At 35.9% G+C, this 17736-nt stretch carries 11 protein-coding genes; 4 read left to right on the forward strand and 7 right to left on the reverse strand.

The window, feature by feature from the left end:
- Positions 1-5: 5 nt before the first annotated feature.
- The 5 genes from METHO_RS12415 to METHO_RS12440 all read right to left on the reverse strand — a co-directional run bounded on the left by METHO_RS12415 (position 6) and on the right by METHO_RS12440 (position 9825).
- On the reverse strand, positions 6-3143 hold the full coding sequence (locus tag METHO_RS12415) for a DEAD/DEAH box helicase (RefSeq protein ID WP_015313859.1): 3138 nt from the start codon (positions 3141-3143) through the stop codon (positions 6-8).
- A 355-nt stretch (positions 3144-3498) separates the two neighbouring features.
- On the reverse strand, positions 3499-4119 hold the full coding sequence (locus METHO_RS12425) for a hypothetical protein (RefSeq protein ID WP_015313860.1): 621 nt from the start codon (positions 4117-4119) through the stop codon (positions 3499-3501).
- Positions 4120-4241: 122 nt separating this feature from the next.
- A complete protein-coding gene (locus tag METHO_RS12430; RefSeq protein WP_015313861.1) occupies positions 4242-7289 on the reverse strand; it encodes an ATP-dependent helicase in 3048 nt (1015 codons plus the stop codon).
- 20 nt (positions 7290-7309) lie between these two features.
- Positions 7310-8284: a tetratricopeptide repeat protein gene (locus tag METHO_RS12435; protein WP_015313862.1), complete on the reverse strand. Its 975-nt coding sequence runs from the start codon at positions 8282-8284 to the stop codon at positions 7310-7312.
- Positions 8285-8394: 110 nt separating this feature from the next.
- Complete coding sequence (locus tag METHO_RS12440) at positions 8395-9825, reverse strand: cold-shock protein (RefSeq protein WP_015313863.1); 1431 nt, start codon at positions 9823-9825, stop codon at positions 8395-8397.
- Positions 9826-10171: 346 nt separating this feature from the next.
- Between METHO_RS12440 and csa3 the strand changes: the two genes are divergently transcribed.
- Entirely contained in the window at positions 10172-10771 is a 600-nt protein-coding gene (gene csa3, locus METHO_RS12445; RefSeq protein WP_015313864.1) for a CRISPR-associated CARF protein Csa3, read from the forward strand.
- A gap of 299 nt (positions 10772-11070) precedes the next feature.
- Here the strand turns inward: csa3 and METHO_RS12450 are convergent, their stop codons facing one another.
- Positions 11071-13623 (reverse strand): disaggregatase related repeat-containing protein, encoded by a 2553-nt coding sequence (locus METHO_RS12450; RefSeq protein ID WP_015313865.1) that lies wholly within the window; start codon positions 13621-13623, stop codon positions 11071-11073.
- Between the two features lie 266 nt (positions 13624-13889).
- Positions 13890-14543, reverse strand: a complete 654-nt coding sequence (locus tag METHO_RS12455; protein WP_015313866.1) for a BPSL0067 family protein — start codon at positions 14541-14543, stop codon at positions 13890-13892.
- A 549-nt stretch (positions 14544-15092) separates the two neighbouring features.
- Here METHO_RS12455 and METHO_RS12460 point away from each other — a divergent pair.
- Genes METHO_RS12460 through METHO_RS14185 form a run of 3 tightly spaced genes read left to right on the forward strand, consistent with a single transcriptional unit; the run spans position 15093 to position 17617 of the window.
- Positions 15093-15596 (forward strand): hypothetical protein, encoded by a 504-nt coding sequence (locus METHO_RS12460; RefSeq protein ID WP_015313867.1) that lies wholly within the window; start codon positions 15093-15095, stop codon positions 15594-15596.
- A 30-nt stretch (positions 15597-15626) separates the two neighbouring features.
- Positions 15627-16184 carry a hypothetical protein gene (locus tag METHO_RS12465; protein WP_015313868.1) on the forward strand — a complete coding sequence of 186 codons (558 nt, stop codon included), beginning with the start codon at positions 15627-15629 and terminating at the stop codon, positions 16182-16184.
- Positions 16185-16228: 44 nt separating this feature from the next.
- On the forward strand, positions 16229-17617 hold the full coding sequence (locus tag METHO_RS14185) for a formylglycine-generating enzyme family protein (RefSeq protein WP_015313869.1): 1389 nt from the start codon (positions 16229-16231) through the stop codon (positions 17615-17617).
- The last annotated feature ends 119 nt before the right edge of the window (positions 17618-17736 follow it).

Genomic DNA, 17736 nt, shown 5'->3' on the forward strand with positions numbered 1-17736 from the left:
AATTATTACCAAACCTTAATATGAACAATTGCTTCCAAATTATAATCTAGTGACAATTCTTGACGATGTTGTAGTTCATTGATTTTAGTTTTATGTTTTGCCTTTTTGCTATCAATTCGACCTTTCATTAAACGTACAAATCTTTCATCAGGTGTTTTCCCCTCAGATCTTTGCTTTTCAATATACCGATTGAGACTTTCTTGTAGTTTTTCGACTTGTAGCTTACAGGACTGTGTTAAAGCAGTTATTCTACTATCAATTTTAAAACGATTTTCTTCTGAGGCAACACGCCTCTTTTCTTCCACAATTTCATTAAGATAATCCATTGCAATCTCTAAGAGCTCATTAACATCAATATAATCAGATTCAATTGTTGTAGTACCATCAATAGAATCACATGCCAGCAAGCGAGGGATTTTTCCAAATAAAGTTCTATAAACTGTTTTTGTATTGATGTCGACAGGTAAGCCTAAAAATTCAATTTCTGTTCTCAAGCCTTCCATGCGCACTTCAAAAAGAAATACAATATATTCTCCATTTAAAATATATGATTCCGATGGATGAAGGTAAAATCTAAATATTTTATGCAATAGTTTTTCTTTTTCTAGCTGATATGTCAAAAAGCGTGACCAATGTCCTGTAGGTGAGAGGAAAATATAATCCTGATAGGTTTCTGCGAGCTGCCCGTCAAAAATAACTTTTACTGGACTAGACCCAAATAATGCTTTAAGCTCATTAAATGCACCTTCATTTCCAGGTTTCCTTGAAAAGGCTTCTAGTTGAGTGACAAGGCTTGGAGATAATTCTATAATACCACCGCTGTCATCAAGACTACTGAAAGTGCAACCTTCATGCATAGACAAATAGTTTTGTGTTAATTCTATGGCATCTGAAGGACTGATAAAATTTCCTTCAGAGATTCTATTTATTGGTTTAGTAAAGTAATCATCACTTAAAAGCTCTGTCCTGTATTTCTCAAATTGTTCGTATTCTGCTTTTGCTGCTTCGATAGCTTCCTGCAAACGTCGAGATATTTCATTTTTTTGTTCATCAGAAAGGCCTCCTGAAATTATTGCGGTTTGAATATCAGCAATCTCTGTGCCCATTATTGGTTCAAATGCGCCGATGCCTTCTTCTACTAAATTGATCCTGCGATATAGGCGGTCATAGATTTCCTCGTCAACTGAATTTTTAATAAACATATTTCCAACAATTATCTTATCGGCAGTCTGTCCAAATCTATCAATTCTTCCAATTCTCTGTTCTATCCTCATTGGATTATATGGAAGATCATAATTGATTATTGCATGACAGTATTGGAAATCAAGACCTTCTCCCCCAACTTCACTGGAAAGAAGAATATCAAAATCTCCATTTTTGAAAGAATCCATTGTCTTATACCTGTCTACAACATCCTGACCATTAGAATTTGAGGGAATGCTACCATGGATAATTCCAACACTATATCCATCCCTTTCAAGACTCTTTTTTAGGTACTCTAATGTCCTTACAAAAAAAGAAAATACTATTACTTGATGAGTTTCAGGATTTGAAATTACTTTATCAAGCATATGTTTAAACTGAGAATATTTGCTATCAATATTGCATCTTTTTTCCAGATCATCTAATAACACCTGAAAACTCTCTTTTAAAGTCGTGGGCAGTGCAGTATTACTGATTTCCAAATCATCTTCATAGTCATCGAGCTCAGAGGGATTTGGTAGATCGAATACTTTGTTTTCTTTTATGGAGGATTCAAGATAGTCCTTCATAGCTGGTATACAACTACTTATCATACGACGATAAGTGTTTGTAATAAATCCGAGTATTTGAGGATCTTTACCTATAGACAAATAATAATTTTGGATTACTTTTAATGCATGATCTTGAAACTTCAGTTCTTCCTTCGAAAGAGTTACCGGTAATTCTAAAACTTCTCTCTGAACTTGGTGTTCCAAAGCTTCTCTTTTTCTGGTTCGTGTGAATGAGTAGCTGAGCGGATTTAATGACAATAACAAACGGTCATATCTAACGAATTCATCTGGAGACAGATTCTTATCCTGATTTAGTCTGTTGATTAGTTCTTTAATCTCTTCATGTTGCAATATGATTTTGCCTAAGGGATCCATTTCCAGTTCCATTATATGAGTAAATATCTCTTTTCTCTTTTCAACCAAGTTTTGAGACAATGAATGCCTTATGCGATTTATTTTAACAACTGGATTGTATAGGGCTTCAAATGTTGTTCTATCAGGAAAAGCAATGTTATTTAGAATATGCATCTGATTATACAAATCACCACTACTGAGATTCATAGGTGTAGCAGAAAGCATGAGCATCATTTCAGTCATATTTCCCAATAAGCTACCTAATTCATTACTGTCGGTATCAGTATTTCGCAGATGATGTGCTTCGTCGATTACCACCATACCAAATGTTGCTTCTTCTCTTTTTGAATCTAATTCAATTAAAAGATCAAGATATTCTCTTCTTCTGAATAACTGTAAACCAACTACAAAAAAAGCATATTTTTTAGGAAAAATACCATCTTGTATAGTACTATTCAAAACATAATTGAGTTTTTTACCATCAAGTACTTCAAAATCAAGACGAAAACGTTCCTTCATCTCTCTTACCCATTTTCTTATGAGTGCATTGGGACATACTATTAAGATAGGAGTACTGTGTGTCAATTTTTCTCTTGCAAGCATTTCAGTTAAAATTATCCCCGTTTCAATAGTCTTTCCAACACCAACTTCATCAGCGATAAAAAGTCTCTCATCAGAATTTGGAGATATAAATTTCAATAAAGGCTTAAATTGATGTGGATTGAAAATAGTTTTACTACCAAGATAACTATAGAGGTTGCTTTCAAGAGGTTTCGAGAGTCGGAACCATGTTTGAAATATTTTATATTGAGAACAACCTCCAAGATTTTCCGTATAGAAATTTTCCACTAGATTATCTTCTTGAACTGAATATGGTTCTAGATATTTCTCTGCAAAAGTGCGCGTTTTTCCTTCAACGGTTACTTGATAAGAATAACTTCGTGAGCCTTTAATTACTTTATTAATTGTCCCAATTTTGCCTGTACTAATAACTTTTACATTATTACCTGCAATAAAAAGTGGCTCATTGGACATCAAAACACCTCATAAAATTATCAGTGTCCTGATATTTCCAGAACTTATCCACAGTTAGGAGATTGAATAGATTATTTCTCAATACTATTCTTAGTGCCAAATCCAACGTTCTCGCAGAAATTAGATTTGATTCTTTTAATTCAAATGAAAATTTCAACATAGCTGATCTAAAATGAAAATATAAGTCAACTTTATGAGAAATTAGTAATTCTAAGGCTTGCTTAATCCCCATTTACGTGAAGCTGGCTCAAATTTATTGTAATCAATCATTGAATTAGTATATTTATCCATCTCTTTTATTTGTTCACGAATTTTATGATTTTGATCTTCTATTTCTGATATTTTACTTTTTATGTCATTGACTCTCTCTAAGGTCAATCAGCCGTCTTAACTTTATTGTCCTCTCATTTGCTTCTTTTTTAATCTCTTTTGCTTCATTTTCTATAAACCACAATGGATCATTTTTTTCCAATCTTGAACATTCAACGTGTAAATCATGTAATTTCAATTTTAAATCTTCTAGATTATGTGAGTATAATTTGTGTATTTCTGACTCGGCAGAGTAGTATGTTGTTGTTTCTGTTCTTTTCTGCTGCCTTCTAACCCATTCAGAAAACATTTGTTCAGACAATGTCCTTTCTTTTACAACTTTTTCTTTACGAGCATTTGCAGCTTTTAAGACTAACAATTTGCGTTCATATTCTTCATTAATCTCAGACTTCTTTTTTTCTACGGCTTGCATCTCTTCTTTTATCTCCCGCATCCTTTCTTCTTTTATTTTGTATTTAGAAGACTTTACATTTTTTTCTTTGCAAACATTGCTTATCTCTTCGTTCAACTTTTCAATCTCTTCTTCAGTCCTTTTGAGTTTAATTTTCAACTTCATAATTTTCATTTCATTATCCTTTATCAGTCCAAGTAATTCCTCCGTTGAAAGCCAGTGATGAATTTTTTCATTTTTAACCTGCTTACGCATACCAATCATCCTTTACTATTCTTTTTTGAGAATGTTATGACAAGTTAAACTATTGAACTTGCTACTTATATAGTATCAATGTTTATTATCGGTGTTATGTCTTTAACCTTTAGAATGTTCTCTTACTTCCACTCGCATATCCCCTTATAATCACAGAAATAGCAGTTCGGCTGGACCTTCAGCTCAAAGTCCTCATCCAGTATCCCTTCAACAGCCCCTTTTACCTTTTCAAGGACCGCATCGACATTCTTAGCCTCGATATCTATAAGGGTCAGTTTAGCCACATTGGGATGCACATACAAGTGACCTGCTTTAACAGGCAGTTTTCCGTACTTTTCTTTCACTGCCAGACAATAAAGGGCGATCTGCACGTCTTCCTTAAGTTCGTTCTTTGTGTACGGTGTCTTATTCGTCTTGTAATCGATAACAATATAATCGCCGACAGGTGTCCTGTCCAGCCTGTCTATGAAACCCGTGAATGGCGATCCATTTATGGAAAGGTCAAAACGTTCCTCTATTGCGACAGTTTCATTTGGATTTGTCTGCTCGAACTGGAACCAGAATTCTAACATCTGTTCCATTTTACTATGTTCTTGTTTTTCCTGGGTAGCCGATGGGAAGACCGAGCCATCCCAGGTATCATCAAGCATTTTCATAGCATCAGAGATTAGTGGTGTCTTACCTTGCATCTTCTGCCTTGCCATTTCCTCATAAATAGCATGCATCCCGGTACCCACCTTCAGATGTGTTTTGTGCGGAGTGGGTATATGTAAAATATTGTTGTACTTGAACTTCAGCGGACAATCAATATATTCTTTTATTTTTGATGCCGAGAATCTCATGGCAGGATCGACCAGAGCAGGTAACCTGTCATCAATAAGGTCCTGCAGTTCAGTGGGATCCTTCAAAGTGACCTGCATGAATCTATGCATATCAAAATTTGCAGGATCTCCACTTTGTTCCAGCTCCCTTAACTGCGCCAGTACAAGCAGGGATTCCAGGGCCTGCTTCAGCTGCCCTTGTCTGGCATACATGCTTACCATGGCCTCATACTCGTTCATCTTAAGCTGCAGAGGAGAATTTGCTGTAAGTCCGTATTGTCCCGTACTTGCAGTTGCATCGATCATTTCCACAAGCGTGTTCTGTGTATGATCGATATCTTCCAGGAACTGGCTTGGCTTTGAAGCATTAGAATTTACCAGATACTTTTCAGGGAAGACCAGATACAACTTCTCTTTTGCCCGGGTCATGGCCACATAAGCAAGCCTTCTTTCTTCTTCAAGGTGCAGCACTTTCTCTTCTACACCCCGCTGTACTCCTTTTGCTAGCTTCAACGGTACAGTAAATGTTTTCTTCTGATGCTGTAATGGTAAATGCCGTGCAGCCATATCACATACGAAAACTGCTTTTGCTTCTTTACCTTTGGACTGATGGATGGTCATTATCTTTACAGTGTTCTCGTCTCCTGCTTCCCCATCCTCGATATCCATGTCAAAGACCAGTGCCATGTGTTCCATGACCTCTTCAAATTCTGAACCTCCACCGATCAGTTCAAGGTCTTCAACCATTCTTACAAGAGCGTTCAATACTTCGATGTTCTTTCGGGATATTCTGGTATCTTCCTGTAATGCAGAACGATACAGGTCTGTCTTTTCTATGAGTAGATGCTTCAGGGTATCAGAAGGCACATGATTCTTTTTATGCACTATCAGTTCCTGAATTCTGGTGATGATAGAAGATACAAGGTCCTTTTGGTCGATGTTGATATTATCGAGATGGTTCAGGAGAACTTCGTATATCCCGTCACCTATAGCATTATTATTCCGGGCAAGCTGCCTTGCCGTAATGTTGATCTTCTGCAGATTTTGCTCTTTTACTCCTTCCCTTGATAACACCTTTGCAAATGAAATCCCGTTATTGAAAGGGTCAGATACTATTCTCATATATGCAAGTGCTTCCTGGATGACAGGGAAATAGGTCAGCTGTAACCTTCCAACATCCTCTACTGGTATCATCTGCAGCCTCAGGGCTTCACTGAACTTTCTGCCATCATCTCTTTTGCGTGTAAGGATGTAAATGTCCCGAGGCTCAATGCCTTCTTTTTCCACAAGCCTTTTTACTTCTCCTGCAACCCACTCAGCTTCACTTTCGTCATCAGGAGCTTTGACTACCTTTATCAGTTCACCGACACCATTACTGGAGACAAGGTTCTTTTGTTCTCTCTCCGGATTTATCTCGATGAGCTGCTGAGAAATATCCACGATCTGTTCAGTAGATCTATAATTCACATCCAGGGTAACCTTCTCGAGAGAAGGATAGAAAGTTTTTAGCTGGCTGATATTTGAGAGATATGCACCTCTGAACCTGTAGATGCACTGGTCATCGTCTGCCACACAGGTAAGATTTCCCCCGTTGGCCATGAGATGAATAAGATGCAGCTGTGCATAATTAGTATCCTGGAATTCATCTACCAGGATGTGGTCATAACGGCTTCCTATTTTGTTTTTTACAAAAAGGTTGTTCTCCAGCAGATTACAGGCAAGGTGTATCATATCATCATAGTCGATGAAATTATTCTTCCATTTGTATTGCTGATAATGATAGTAGAATTTTGCAAGATCTCCGAGTTTAAGCAGTTGGTCAGTTTCATCGTCTGTAAGAGTAGCACCGGATGTAAGAGAAGTGGAAACGTATGTTTCAAGTTCTTCAGGAGGGATAAGATGATCATGGAACTGTGAAACACCTTCCAGAAGACTTGTGATAAGGTCTGTGGGTTTGGAAGGAAGGGTAATATGGTCAAACCCAAATAGATCAATGTTCTTTGTACCCCATACATGGGAATGTTCCTTTGAAATGAGCCTTGTCCCTCGATTGATACCCAGATCCAGTGAGAACTCTCGAATAAGATCATTGCAGAAAGAATGGAATGTTGAGACCGTAATACCAGTGCCAACTCCAATGTCGTTTTCTATTCGGTTCTGCATTTCTCCAGCTGCTTTTTCTGAAAACGTGAGAGCAAGTATCCTGTCCGGAGATATTCCATCATTGATCAGTTTCAGTACTTTCTGTGTTATTGTTAATGTTTTCCCGGATCCGGGGCCTGCAAGAATAAGCAGGGGACCAGAAGTATAAGATACTGCTTTTGATTGACCGGTATTTAGTTGAGACATTATTATTTCTCCTGTAAATATTATTCTAGAATTTTAATCTCACACTCATAGGTTTCCATCAGATCATCGTAGAGAATTGTATCCTCTATGTTAGCATCTATTTTTGCATCTGATTCTTTCCCAAGCTTTGACATTACGCATGATCTTGAACGCATTACTCTTGGCACACCGGGTTTGATTTCCAGAGAAGTGTTAAAAGCTTCAACAGCTTTCTCATGCTCTCCGGCGTTAAGATGTGCTATTCCTTTGTAGTACCAGCTCTTGGAATTTCCCCAGTTAAGAGAAATTGCTTTCTCAATTGATTCCATAGCTTCTTTGTGTCTTGAAAGATGAGATAGTACGAAGCCTCTCTTTGTCAGTGCTTTTACATTAGTTGGGTCTAAGTTCAGTGCTTGATCGAAATATTCCAAAGCCTCTTCACAACGATGTTCTTTTGAAAGGATATATCCTTTGCAGAACAATGAATCAGAATGCATCGGATTAATGGATAAAGCTCTTTCAATTGAATAATTGGCTTCTTTTGGCTGATCATTTTTGAGATGGGCTGCTCCTTTCCATGACCATGCAACGTAATTTCCCTGATCCAGTAAAAGCACCTTATTGAGGAAATCTATTGATTCCTCGTATTTTTCTAAAAGGAAAAATGCATTTGCTGTATTCATTCTATATTGTGGGATATCTGGTCTCAGTACGGTAGCCTTGCTTGAATACTCTATAGACTTTTCAAGGTTGCCTGCCCTCAAATAAGCAGAGCTTAGTGCAAAAAGAGCCCTGTGGTTAAAGGGTATAATACATATTGATTTCTCTAAGCAGTTAATAGCCTCGTCGTACCTGTGAGAGTTAAAGTAGGCAATACCTTTTCCGTAAAGTGTAGTTGATGAATCTGATTCTGAACTTTTGGATTTGTCAAAGGCCTGAATAGCTTCTTCATATTGTTTGAGTTTCAGAAGTAAACATGCTTTTTCATGCCATTCCTCAGCACTTTTAGGCTGCATGTTCACTATTTGCTTTTTACCTTTAATCTGCTTTGAGCTGTATTCTTCGTCCCACTTTTTGCAGAGATCTTTACATCTGTGGTTCTCTGGTTCAAATGATAAAGCCTCTTTTATATCAAAAATAGCATTTGGTAAACTGCCTTCTTTATAGAAGGATTCGGCCAGTCTAATAATATATCCATTATCTCGTATGGCAATATCTTACAAGCTGTGTATTGCCCCTCAGAACCTGTTGAAGGTTCAAAGAGAACTTTAATTTCATTTCCCCATTGGACGGTATTTGTCTGAGATCTAATTCCATCATCCAAGATATCCTTATAATAGAAATATCGCTCAGTTCCATTAGTATCTCTTATGAACCCAAATCCTCTGTCATGTTTATATGAATAAATACTACCACATTTCAGATCAAGTTCTTTGAATACAACTTCCGTTTCATAAGGTTGAGTTTCATTATCATGTGTCTCAATTACATATTTAGAGTGAAGCAGTTCATTCAATGCATTGGTATCAGCATCATATTCTAGATTTGGATGTAAAGGCAAACCTTCTAGTATTGATTCCAGCAGATCGATAACGGAGAAATTATCAAAGGATTGTATCCCAAGAAGATCTTTTAGTTTCAAGGCTTTTTTATGCATTTTATTTTCTATTAGTACAAGCATCAAGGAACCAATCATCAGATCGTACTTTTCTTTATTTGACTCGTTGAAATTGTTCTCTAGAAAACCGAAAGTTGTTGCCACCACATTTTTAAATATGTAATAATTCTCGGAATTTATGGCCGACACACAGAATTGTTTCCAGGAGATTATGTCCTCCCATGGTGAAACGACATTGAAATAGAGCCCCAGATCGTAATATACTTCTTCGTTAGTATTAGATTTAAATGCTTCACAGGCTGCATTGTATATGAATTCAGACTTTGGTTCTTTTAGAAATGCTTTTTTAAATTCGCAGGAAGCTTTTTCATGCTCGTTGACTAGTGAATAGAACATTCCTGCCTTGTAATTGAAAGCACTATGTTGAGGATATTTTTGTGCCAGTTCCAATAGTTCAGAAGCTAGGTACGATAACTGTGATAAATTGTTCTTTTTAAGTGAGGAATGATACTGGTCGTTTATCCTGTTCCATTTTCTTTTATCATCCTGTACATTGTTAGTTATAATGCCTGAAGGAAATTCCATTTTTATGTCTTTAAATCTGAGTTCATTTTCTTTTAGATCACCCAGGATCTTACTGATATCCTGCATTAAAGAAAATTGTTCGAATAAATATTCATCTTCATTTGATTTGTTCAAGCTGTCGTTTTTTTCTATAATTACATCTGAAGTGATATTCTGGACTTCGGCAGGGGAGAAACATTCAACTTCCCACATGCCTATGATACGATGAGCTACACCATATACATGTGTTTCATTCTTTATTATGATGTAATCGTTACCGGTAATCTTGACCGATCCCTTTATTTTATCTCCGTTTTGCAAAAGAATAGTTATCTTCTCACTGTTTTTCAGGTAATTATCCAGTTCTTTGAACATCCTAACCACCATTATATTAAGTAGTTACTAAATATAATAATTTTGCTATTTTTAATTGTTATTCTATTCTTTTTTCTGAACAGATGCATGCCGGATCACGATCCACAGAGGTTTTATGTACATGATCCGGTAGCATCAAACTCATTTGTTTCAGAGTAGTTATATTTCGCACTACCATCCACTATTCACAGTTAGATGATTAATATCAAACTGTGAATGTTTACTATGTACAGTATATGTATGATATATAACTTTTGATTTAATTCCTGAATTGTGGCTGTTATTTTTGGATTGGTTAGTCTGAACATCCATAGAAATATATAGTATCTATAATAATATTTGATCAATGACAGACCATACTCTTATCACTACATTATATACTCTTGAACCAGTACTCATCTGTGTTACAAGGCTTTCTCCATCTAAAATAATTATCTTGACAGAAGAAGACACAGCTGAAAAAAAAGCTCAGGCGGAACAGATCCTGGAGGCTACTTTTGGTAAGGTCATAGAGATTAAAAAGGCAGTTACTTCTCTTTATGATCCTGTAAGAGTTGCTCAAGATGTAGCAGCTTTGATCGAAAAGGAACATGCTCAGGGAAGAAAAGTGCAGATAAATGTTTCCGGAGGCAGGAAGCCCCAGGCTTTTGGTGCTCTATTTGGTGCCTATGCACGTAGTGACATGGTAGCACGGATAGTGTATGTTACTGAGGAAGATAATTTCATCATCGATTTCCCTGTACTTAGTTTTAATATCTCTCCAACAAAGAAGATGATTTTAGAACTTGTCCAGAATGGCACAGTTGCAGTCGAGTCTATAGCAATGAGTGTAGGCATCTCTAAAGGAATGGCTTATAATCACCTAAGGGAACTGAAATCCATGGGATATATCACTGACGGGGATGGATATAAGATAACTGATTCCGGTAGACTTGCTGTGATATGAGGGGCCTTTTAGTTTTTGTAGGCAAAGTTCTGGAACAAAGTAAGTGTTGAGTCAGAGAATTTTGAAAAACTTGTTTGACACGAAGCTGCTGAATGAAATATAACTGGTAAAGATGTGGATGGCAGAGGACCGGAAGCCTGCGGAAGTGTTGCTTGAAAATAATAGGGAAAAATAGCGATTGAAAGGCATAATTGGAAGTAATTATCATGATGGAGATTGAAATTAGAAATTGTTATAATACGTAGTTCACTTAAATCTACATGAAAAAAAGACAGAGCGAATGTATATTCGCTCATATGTTAACGTGTTATAGTTAACTTTGGTTTCTGTGCATCATTTGATACCTCAGAACTGTAGAACGCAATGTAATTTCCACTTTCTGTCTTTGCTTTCAGGAAGAAGCCAGTGTTCTTGTATTTACCACTTACATATTCTTTGACAAGCTGGGTTACATCAAATTCATAATATTTGTTATCAGGTGCTTTACTACCTGCAAATGTTAGTGAAGCATATGGAGTAGTACCTTGTGACACACCGTTCTTATCGAACCAATTTCCTCCTGCATTACTCCACGGAGTACCAGAAGCCCGGTTGTTCCAGGTAACATATTTGGGATCCCATTCCACTGGCCTGTAAACTTCTACTACAGTATCAGAAGTGCGGGTAGCTGCTGCAGGATAATACCAGTAAAGCGAGAGAGTTGCTTTAGATATTGTATCTGTTGTCTTGTACGCACTAAGATCGAACAACAATACATCTCTGGAGCTACTTGTGCTTCTTCCAACATCAAGGTAGGTAGTAGTCGAAAGAACAGTAGTTGGAGAAGATTGTCTCAGTCGGTTGTCGTAAGTAGGTATATAAGAGACAGAACTTGGTGTATTACTAACAACTACTTTTAATGTATCTGTGGATTTCTGTCCTGCTGTATCTGTAACAGTTAGAGTTACAGTGTAAGTGCCTGCTATAGTATACGTTTTTGAAGTAGTCTTTGTAGTTGCATCAGCGTTTATTCCATTTGACACATCGAAATCCCATGAATACGAAGCTATACCTTTGTCATCAGTTGAAGCACTTGCATCAAAACTTACAGCTGAACCAACCGTTGCAGTCTTGTCAGCGCCTGCATTTGCAACAGGAGCATAATCTATAGAAGTTGAACCTGAAGATGGTGTAATGGTTAATTTAGGTCTCATTACAGCATTTGAATATTCTGAACTGTAGAATGCAATATAGTTTCCACTTTCAGTCTTTGCTTTGATGAAGAAACCAGTGTTCTTGTATTTGCCACTTACATACTCCTTTACTAACTGAGTGACATCAAACTCATGGTACTTGTTATCAGGCACAGTGCCAGCAGAGAATGTTACTGATGCATAAGGTGTAGTACCTTGAGATACTGCATTCTTATCATACCAGTTTCCACCTGCTATACTCCAAAGAGTTCCTGATGCCCTTGAGTTCCAGCTCACATATTTTGGGTCCCATTCAACAGGCCTGTATACTTCAACTACAGTATCAGAAGTATGGGTAGCACCTGCAGGGTAATACCAATATAGTGAGAGAGTTGCCTTTGATATTATATCAGTTGTCTTGTAAGCACTAAGGTCGAAAAACATCAAATCCCTGCTACACGATGTACTTTTTCCAACATCGAGGTAGGTAGTAGTGGAAAGAACACTCGTTGGAGAAGATTGTCTCAGTCGGTTGTCGTACTTAGGAATGTAAGAAACAGAAACAGCTGGACTTGTTGTATTTAATGCCTGCTTGATGACCCAGTATGCTGGTTTTTTGGTACCGTTGTCGTGAATTAGACCAAAGTAGTATTCTGTGTTAAGTTTTTCAGTAGTAGATATTTTCTTATCAAAAAGGTTGAATGGGAAAAACGCACCTAAAAACTCTTTTTTGTTATAGAATTCTATTGCTTGTCTGAACATTTCTTCCTGAGCTTCTTCGCTCATATAGTCAGACCCATAGTTAAAAACACCCTCTGTGATGATTTCAAACTTAGAGCCGGGTCCATATGTTGGAGCACCATATTCAGTGATCCATATTTTTTTGTCACTGTCCCCATTTTTCACCATTATTTCACGAACTGAATCAATAGACTTCCATCCATTCCACTCAACTTCACTATTTGGAGCTGCAGGATAGGTATATGGATGTAAAGCTATGGCATCAAAATAGCCTTTTGCTCCTGCTTCATAAAGCGAGTTTATAAAATCTACAGGAGAAATATTATTGTCCTTAGTAACTGCCATTGCCAACCCACCTGATATAACCCTAGCATTTGGGTTTCCTTCTTTAATTGCAGTGTATGATAGCTTTAACAATTCAGCATAACTTTCTGCATTTGAGGCAGGGTACCATCCACCTTCAAGATTTGGCTCATTCCAGATTTCAAAGTATTCTATTGGTCCATAGGCAGATTCTTTATATCTTATGGCTACTTGCTTGGCAAAGTAGGCAAAATCTTCGAACTCTTTAGGGGGAGATTGGCGATTCTCATTATAAAGGCCTTCCTGAATAGCCCATTCTGGGGGCAGATGTATTATTATAAGAGATTTGATGCCATATTTTTGAGCAGTTTTTGCTACTTTATCAGATGTCTCCCAGTTATAGATTCCACGTTCCTTTTCGACAGCTCTCCATTCAATGTCCCATCTGACCCAAGTTACTCCTAGTTGTGTTAGGTTTTGGAAATATTTATCCAGATTTTGTTGATCCAGATACGTCAAATCACCACCTGCAGCAATTCCAACATTCGATGACAATGTACTTGCACTTGAACTTGCAGAAAGCAGTATTGCAACCAATACAGCCAAGAGAACACTTTCGATTAGTTTTAATGTCATGATCCACTCCTCTTATTATACCATGTAACCCATAATTATTAAATCGATGTTAATAGAAAACTGGTCTGTAGAAATCCTGCTAATTCAAACAATAATTCATGGCAATAAAATATTGAATGTAGTTTCAATATCGATGTTTTTGACGAATTCTAGCTAAAGCTATTAATTTCAATTGTTTTCTACAAAGCCAAAAAATACCTATTTTAAAAGAACGGTGCCAAAAGTAACAGAAAAGCACCAAACTTTAAATAGGGCACACATCTACTTTATTGAATATTAACAACGTAATAGTTCTTGATATTGGATTCCCTGGTAGTTCCAGTATATGATATGCAATGCCTTGCTACTGCTTTGTCATTTAGATAATTTTGATCCCACACGTTTAGTCCAGTACTAGAAGGATTGCCATATAGTGCTGTATGACCACTATATACATAGCGACCTTTTGTCGAATCATATATAAAAGTGGCTATCGCTGTTCCAATTGGTATAGTTGGGTCTACCTTTCCATTTTTCACAACTGCCCTTCCTCTATACCATGAACCTGTTGCTATATTTGGGGTTTTAGTGACAGCTTTTACAAAAGCTACACATTGTCCATCGAAATTTGCTTGTGATGCTGGTCGGCTTGTTACTTCATTCACCTTTATAACATTGGAATATTGCTTGGCTAAAGGGAAATATTTAGATATTGCTGTCCGCTTGACAACATCAAAATTAGAAGTGGAGTCATACATGAGGTATTCATGTAAGGGATTTGTTTGGTATGTTTTCCATTGTGCCTGAGAACCAGCCAAGAAATTAATATTGGCTGTTGTTGCCTTTAATTCTGCTGCCTGGACTGGTGCAATTGCAATCGCAAATACACACAATAACAAAACACCTATTCTGGTTATTCCTTCCAACCTTTTTACATTCATATTTAGTCCTCCTATTCATGCAAGCGCTTCATTAAGTGGATCAGCAGATTTTCATTACAATATACTACCTTTCCATGATACGCTTGTACTACATTTTGTCTTAGTTCTAATCTCCTCTTTATCGAATACCTATAATAAGGAGAATAGTTGAACAATATCTAGTTATCTCCATATAGGTATAATTTTAGAATATACTTTATAGTAAATAATCATTTCCCTCCATTTTGGAGGATAATAGAACATTATATTTCTAATTTTACTTTGGTTGATAAAAACAAAGACAACAAATCAGACGAAAAACAAACTGTTCACCAGTTAAAAAAGATATAGAATAGGATAGTTTTCTAATCATCTAAATATATGAATTCAAAGTGCTCATAATTCACCCTCATCATACGATAAAGAAACCACCACAATAACAAAATAAAAAAAACATTCGAGACTATGCTAAAATTTTATCCGTTTAATTTAAATAGCATTGAAATGGAGCAAATATCCTCCATTTAGGAGGAGTAGTTTTATTTACTAATATTACTGTCTGTTTTCTAAATGTATTTAGTAATTTGTAATTACGATTCTGATTCAGAAAGAAAGAGAATCGAATATGTATTTAGTAAGTCTTCATCAGAAGCAGATGATGTCAGAAAAATTCAAGGTATTACACGAATAATAAATGATAATGATATTGAAAATCTTTTATCAGATCTATACCTACGTACATCCGCACATAACGTTTCAGTATATAAGATCTCCAAAGTTGAAGTGGATAACTTACCTGAAACAAGGAAAATCAAATTTCAACTGAACAAATCTAAGGAAGCTGTAGATTCATTTATCAATTATTTATTAGCTCAAAAAAAAGCTATATATAAAAACTCTATTGGTAATACAAAATATTATGAATCTGCCACAAGAAGAGGGTATGCACAAATAAGAGTGAATATAAATGAAACACTTGAGTCTGTAGAAGTTCAAGTTGAAATTAATTCCGAGGAACCAAATAGATCCCATTTAATCAATTTTTTTACTGAAGAAATTGAACTGTTTAGATAAAGTGTCTAAGGATTGATAAGAGGTGCCAATGTGAAATATGGTAAAGATGCTAGTTCTGAAAATAGAGAGATTTATATAAGTATTCTAAGTCCTGTCAATGTAGTGTTGAGAAAAGGGTATCAAGATTTGTTACATGAAGATGATTTTAAAAGAATACTACTCTGGAATAAGTTAGAAGAATCAAGGCAGGTTTTAGAAGAAACTACAAGTATTAGTTTGGATGAATATCATCATTTTGAAAATAAAATTGCTTTGGCACGGTTAAAGTTAGCTACTACTTTTCATAATAATAGCGATTTTTCTAATATAACAAAAAATTTTACTGAACATGAATTTGAATTTTTTTTGATAATTGAAGAGTTTCGTATTTTTGATAGTTATTCAATTGAGGAAATTAAAAAAAATATTAAATCTAAAGACAGTAAAATATACGAATCAATCAAGAGCCATGTTGAGAAAATGAAAATTTCTAGCTACAAAATATTTGAGAACTATGAAATAAGAGAATCAATTGCTCACGCCATCAATGATTCTTATAAGGAAAGAACAGAAAAAATAGAGACGGCTTTAGTTGAATATCTATACTAAAAATATCTTGATTTTATTTAATTTATAAATATATGGGTGGGAAGATGGATAAAATGGGTCAAGGAAACAATCGAAATCGGGAACTAGCCGCCTTAGATATTATACAAACCCTCAATATACTGAAAGAGAAATGTTCTACGAATCAGAACGTTTTTTCTATATGCCTTACTCTTGATATACTATCTTCTAAGTTAACCAATAAGACTAGTTTAAAGAATATTGATGTATTAAAAAGTATGTTAGTGTCGACTTATGATGATTCTGATGTTCCAAAAGAATACGATAAAAAAAAGATAGTTGAGGTATGTAATTTCATAGAAGAGACATATAAATCCAATCTCATTCATGAGGTAATTGATAATATTGATAATAAATACAATTCAAACTTCATTGAAGAAAAAGAAATGAAACACAATACCCAGTGTGTAGAGTGTAAAAATACGATAGATTCAGCAAATAGATTACTAATTTGTAAGGACTGTGGCGCACATTTTTGTGAAACATGTGAAACTTGGTTCAGAGGATCGAGAAAAGCTGGTGAATCGCCATTATGTAAAAAATGTTTCAACCCAAATGAAAGTCAAATATCTCAAATTAAAAAAATATTTAATAGGAAGAAACCATTCAGCATTATATTAACTGTAATAATAATGTTGTGTATTATTGGGATTATACTAAATGGTATAGGGTTTTTGCAGATTAATATAAAAGAAAATCAAACACAAAATTTGAGCTCACAGCATGAACTGGTAAATAAGTTCGGAATGCACTTTATATTAGTTCCGAAAGGAAGCTTTTTAATGGGTTCCGAGTTAGATAGCAGCGAAAAGCCAGTCAGAGAGGTCACTTTTACAAAACAATTCTACATCGGCAAATATGAAATTACTCAACAACAATGGACTAATATAACTGGTACTAAAAATCCTTCTTATTTCCAACTACCTAACATTGGACAGATGGAAACTAATAGGCCTGTAGAAAATGTAACATGGAGTATGGCTCAAGAGTTCATTGCTAAATTGAATGAAAAAGATCCAACTCATAAATATCGTTTACCTACCGAGGCAGAATGGGAATATGCTTGTAGAGCTGGAACAAATGAAGAAAACGAATTTGACTTAGCTGATTATGGTTGGTACAAAGAGAATTCAGGTTTTGAAACACATATAGTAGGCAGTAAACTGCCAAATGCTTGGGGTATCTATGATATGCATGGGAATGTAATCGAATGGGTACAAGATAAGTGGCATTGGAATTACGATGGTGCTCCGATCGATGGTAGTGCTTGGGAAGATGGTAATAGTTCCGCTAGGGTAGGAAGGGGTGGGAGCAATAGCTGTGAGTCCATATGGTGTAGGTCGGCTTTTCGTAATGGATACGAACCCAACGTCACCGATGGAAGCTATGGTTTTCGTTTAGTAATGGAAATCTAATAACTAATGATAATATAACCATGCTGATTTCAGCAATGATGTTTAAAATACCTCGCAAAAACTCAAAAAAATACCATCCCAAATTTAACTATATCTACATGAAAAAAAGGCAGAGCGAA

The organism is Methanomethylovorans hollandica DSM 15978 (assembly GCF_000328665.1).
Taxonomy (GTDB): domain Archaea; phylum Halobacteriota; class Methanosarcinia; order Methanosarcinales; family Methanosarcinaceae; genus Methanomethylovorans; species Methanomethylovorans hollandica.

Coding starts and splice junctions, on each gene's coding strand:
- METHO_RS12415 (WP_015313859.1), bottom strand. CDS start 3,143: ATGTCCAATGAGCCACTTTTTATTGCAGGTAATAATGTAAAAGTTATT.
- METHO_RS12425 (WP_015313860.1), bottom strand. CDS start 4,119: ATGCGTAAGCAGGTTAAAAATGAAAAAATTCATCACTGGCTTTCAACG.
- METHO_RS12430 (WP_015313861.1), bottom strand. CDS start 7,289: ATGTCTCAACTAAATACCGGTCAATCAAAAGCAGTATCTTATACTTCT.
- METHO_RS12435 (WP_015313862.1), bottom strand. CDS start 8,284: ATGCAGCCTAAAAGTGCTGAGGAATGGCATGAAAAAGCATGTTTACTT.
- METHO_RS12440 (WP_015313863.1), bottom strand. CDS start 9,825: ATGTTCAAAGAACTGGATAATTACCTGAAAAACAGTGAGAAGATAACT.
- csa3 (WP_015313864.1), top strand. CDS start 10,172: ATGACAGACCATACTCTTATCACTACATTATATACTCTTGAACCAGTA.
- METHO_RS12450 (WP_015313865.1), bottom strand. CDS start 13,623: ATGACATTAAAACTAATCGAAAGTGTTCTCTTGGCTGTATTGGTTGCA.
- METHO_RS12455 (WP_015313866.1), bottom strand. CDS start 14,543: ATGAATGTAAAAAGGTTGGAAGGAATAACCAGAATAGGTGTTTTGTTA.
- METHO_RS12460 (WP_015313867.1), top strand. CDS start 15,093: ATGTATTTAGTAATTTGTAATTACGATTCTGATTCAGAAAGAAAGAGA.
- METHO_RS14185 (WP_015313869.1), top strand. CDS start 16,229: ATGGATAAAATGGGTCAAGGAAACAATCGAAATCGGGAACTAGCCGCC.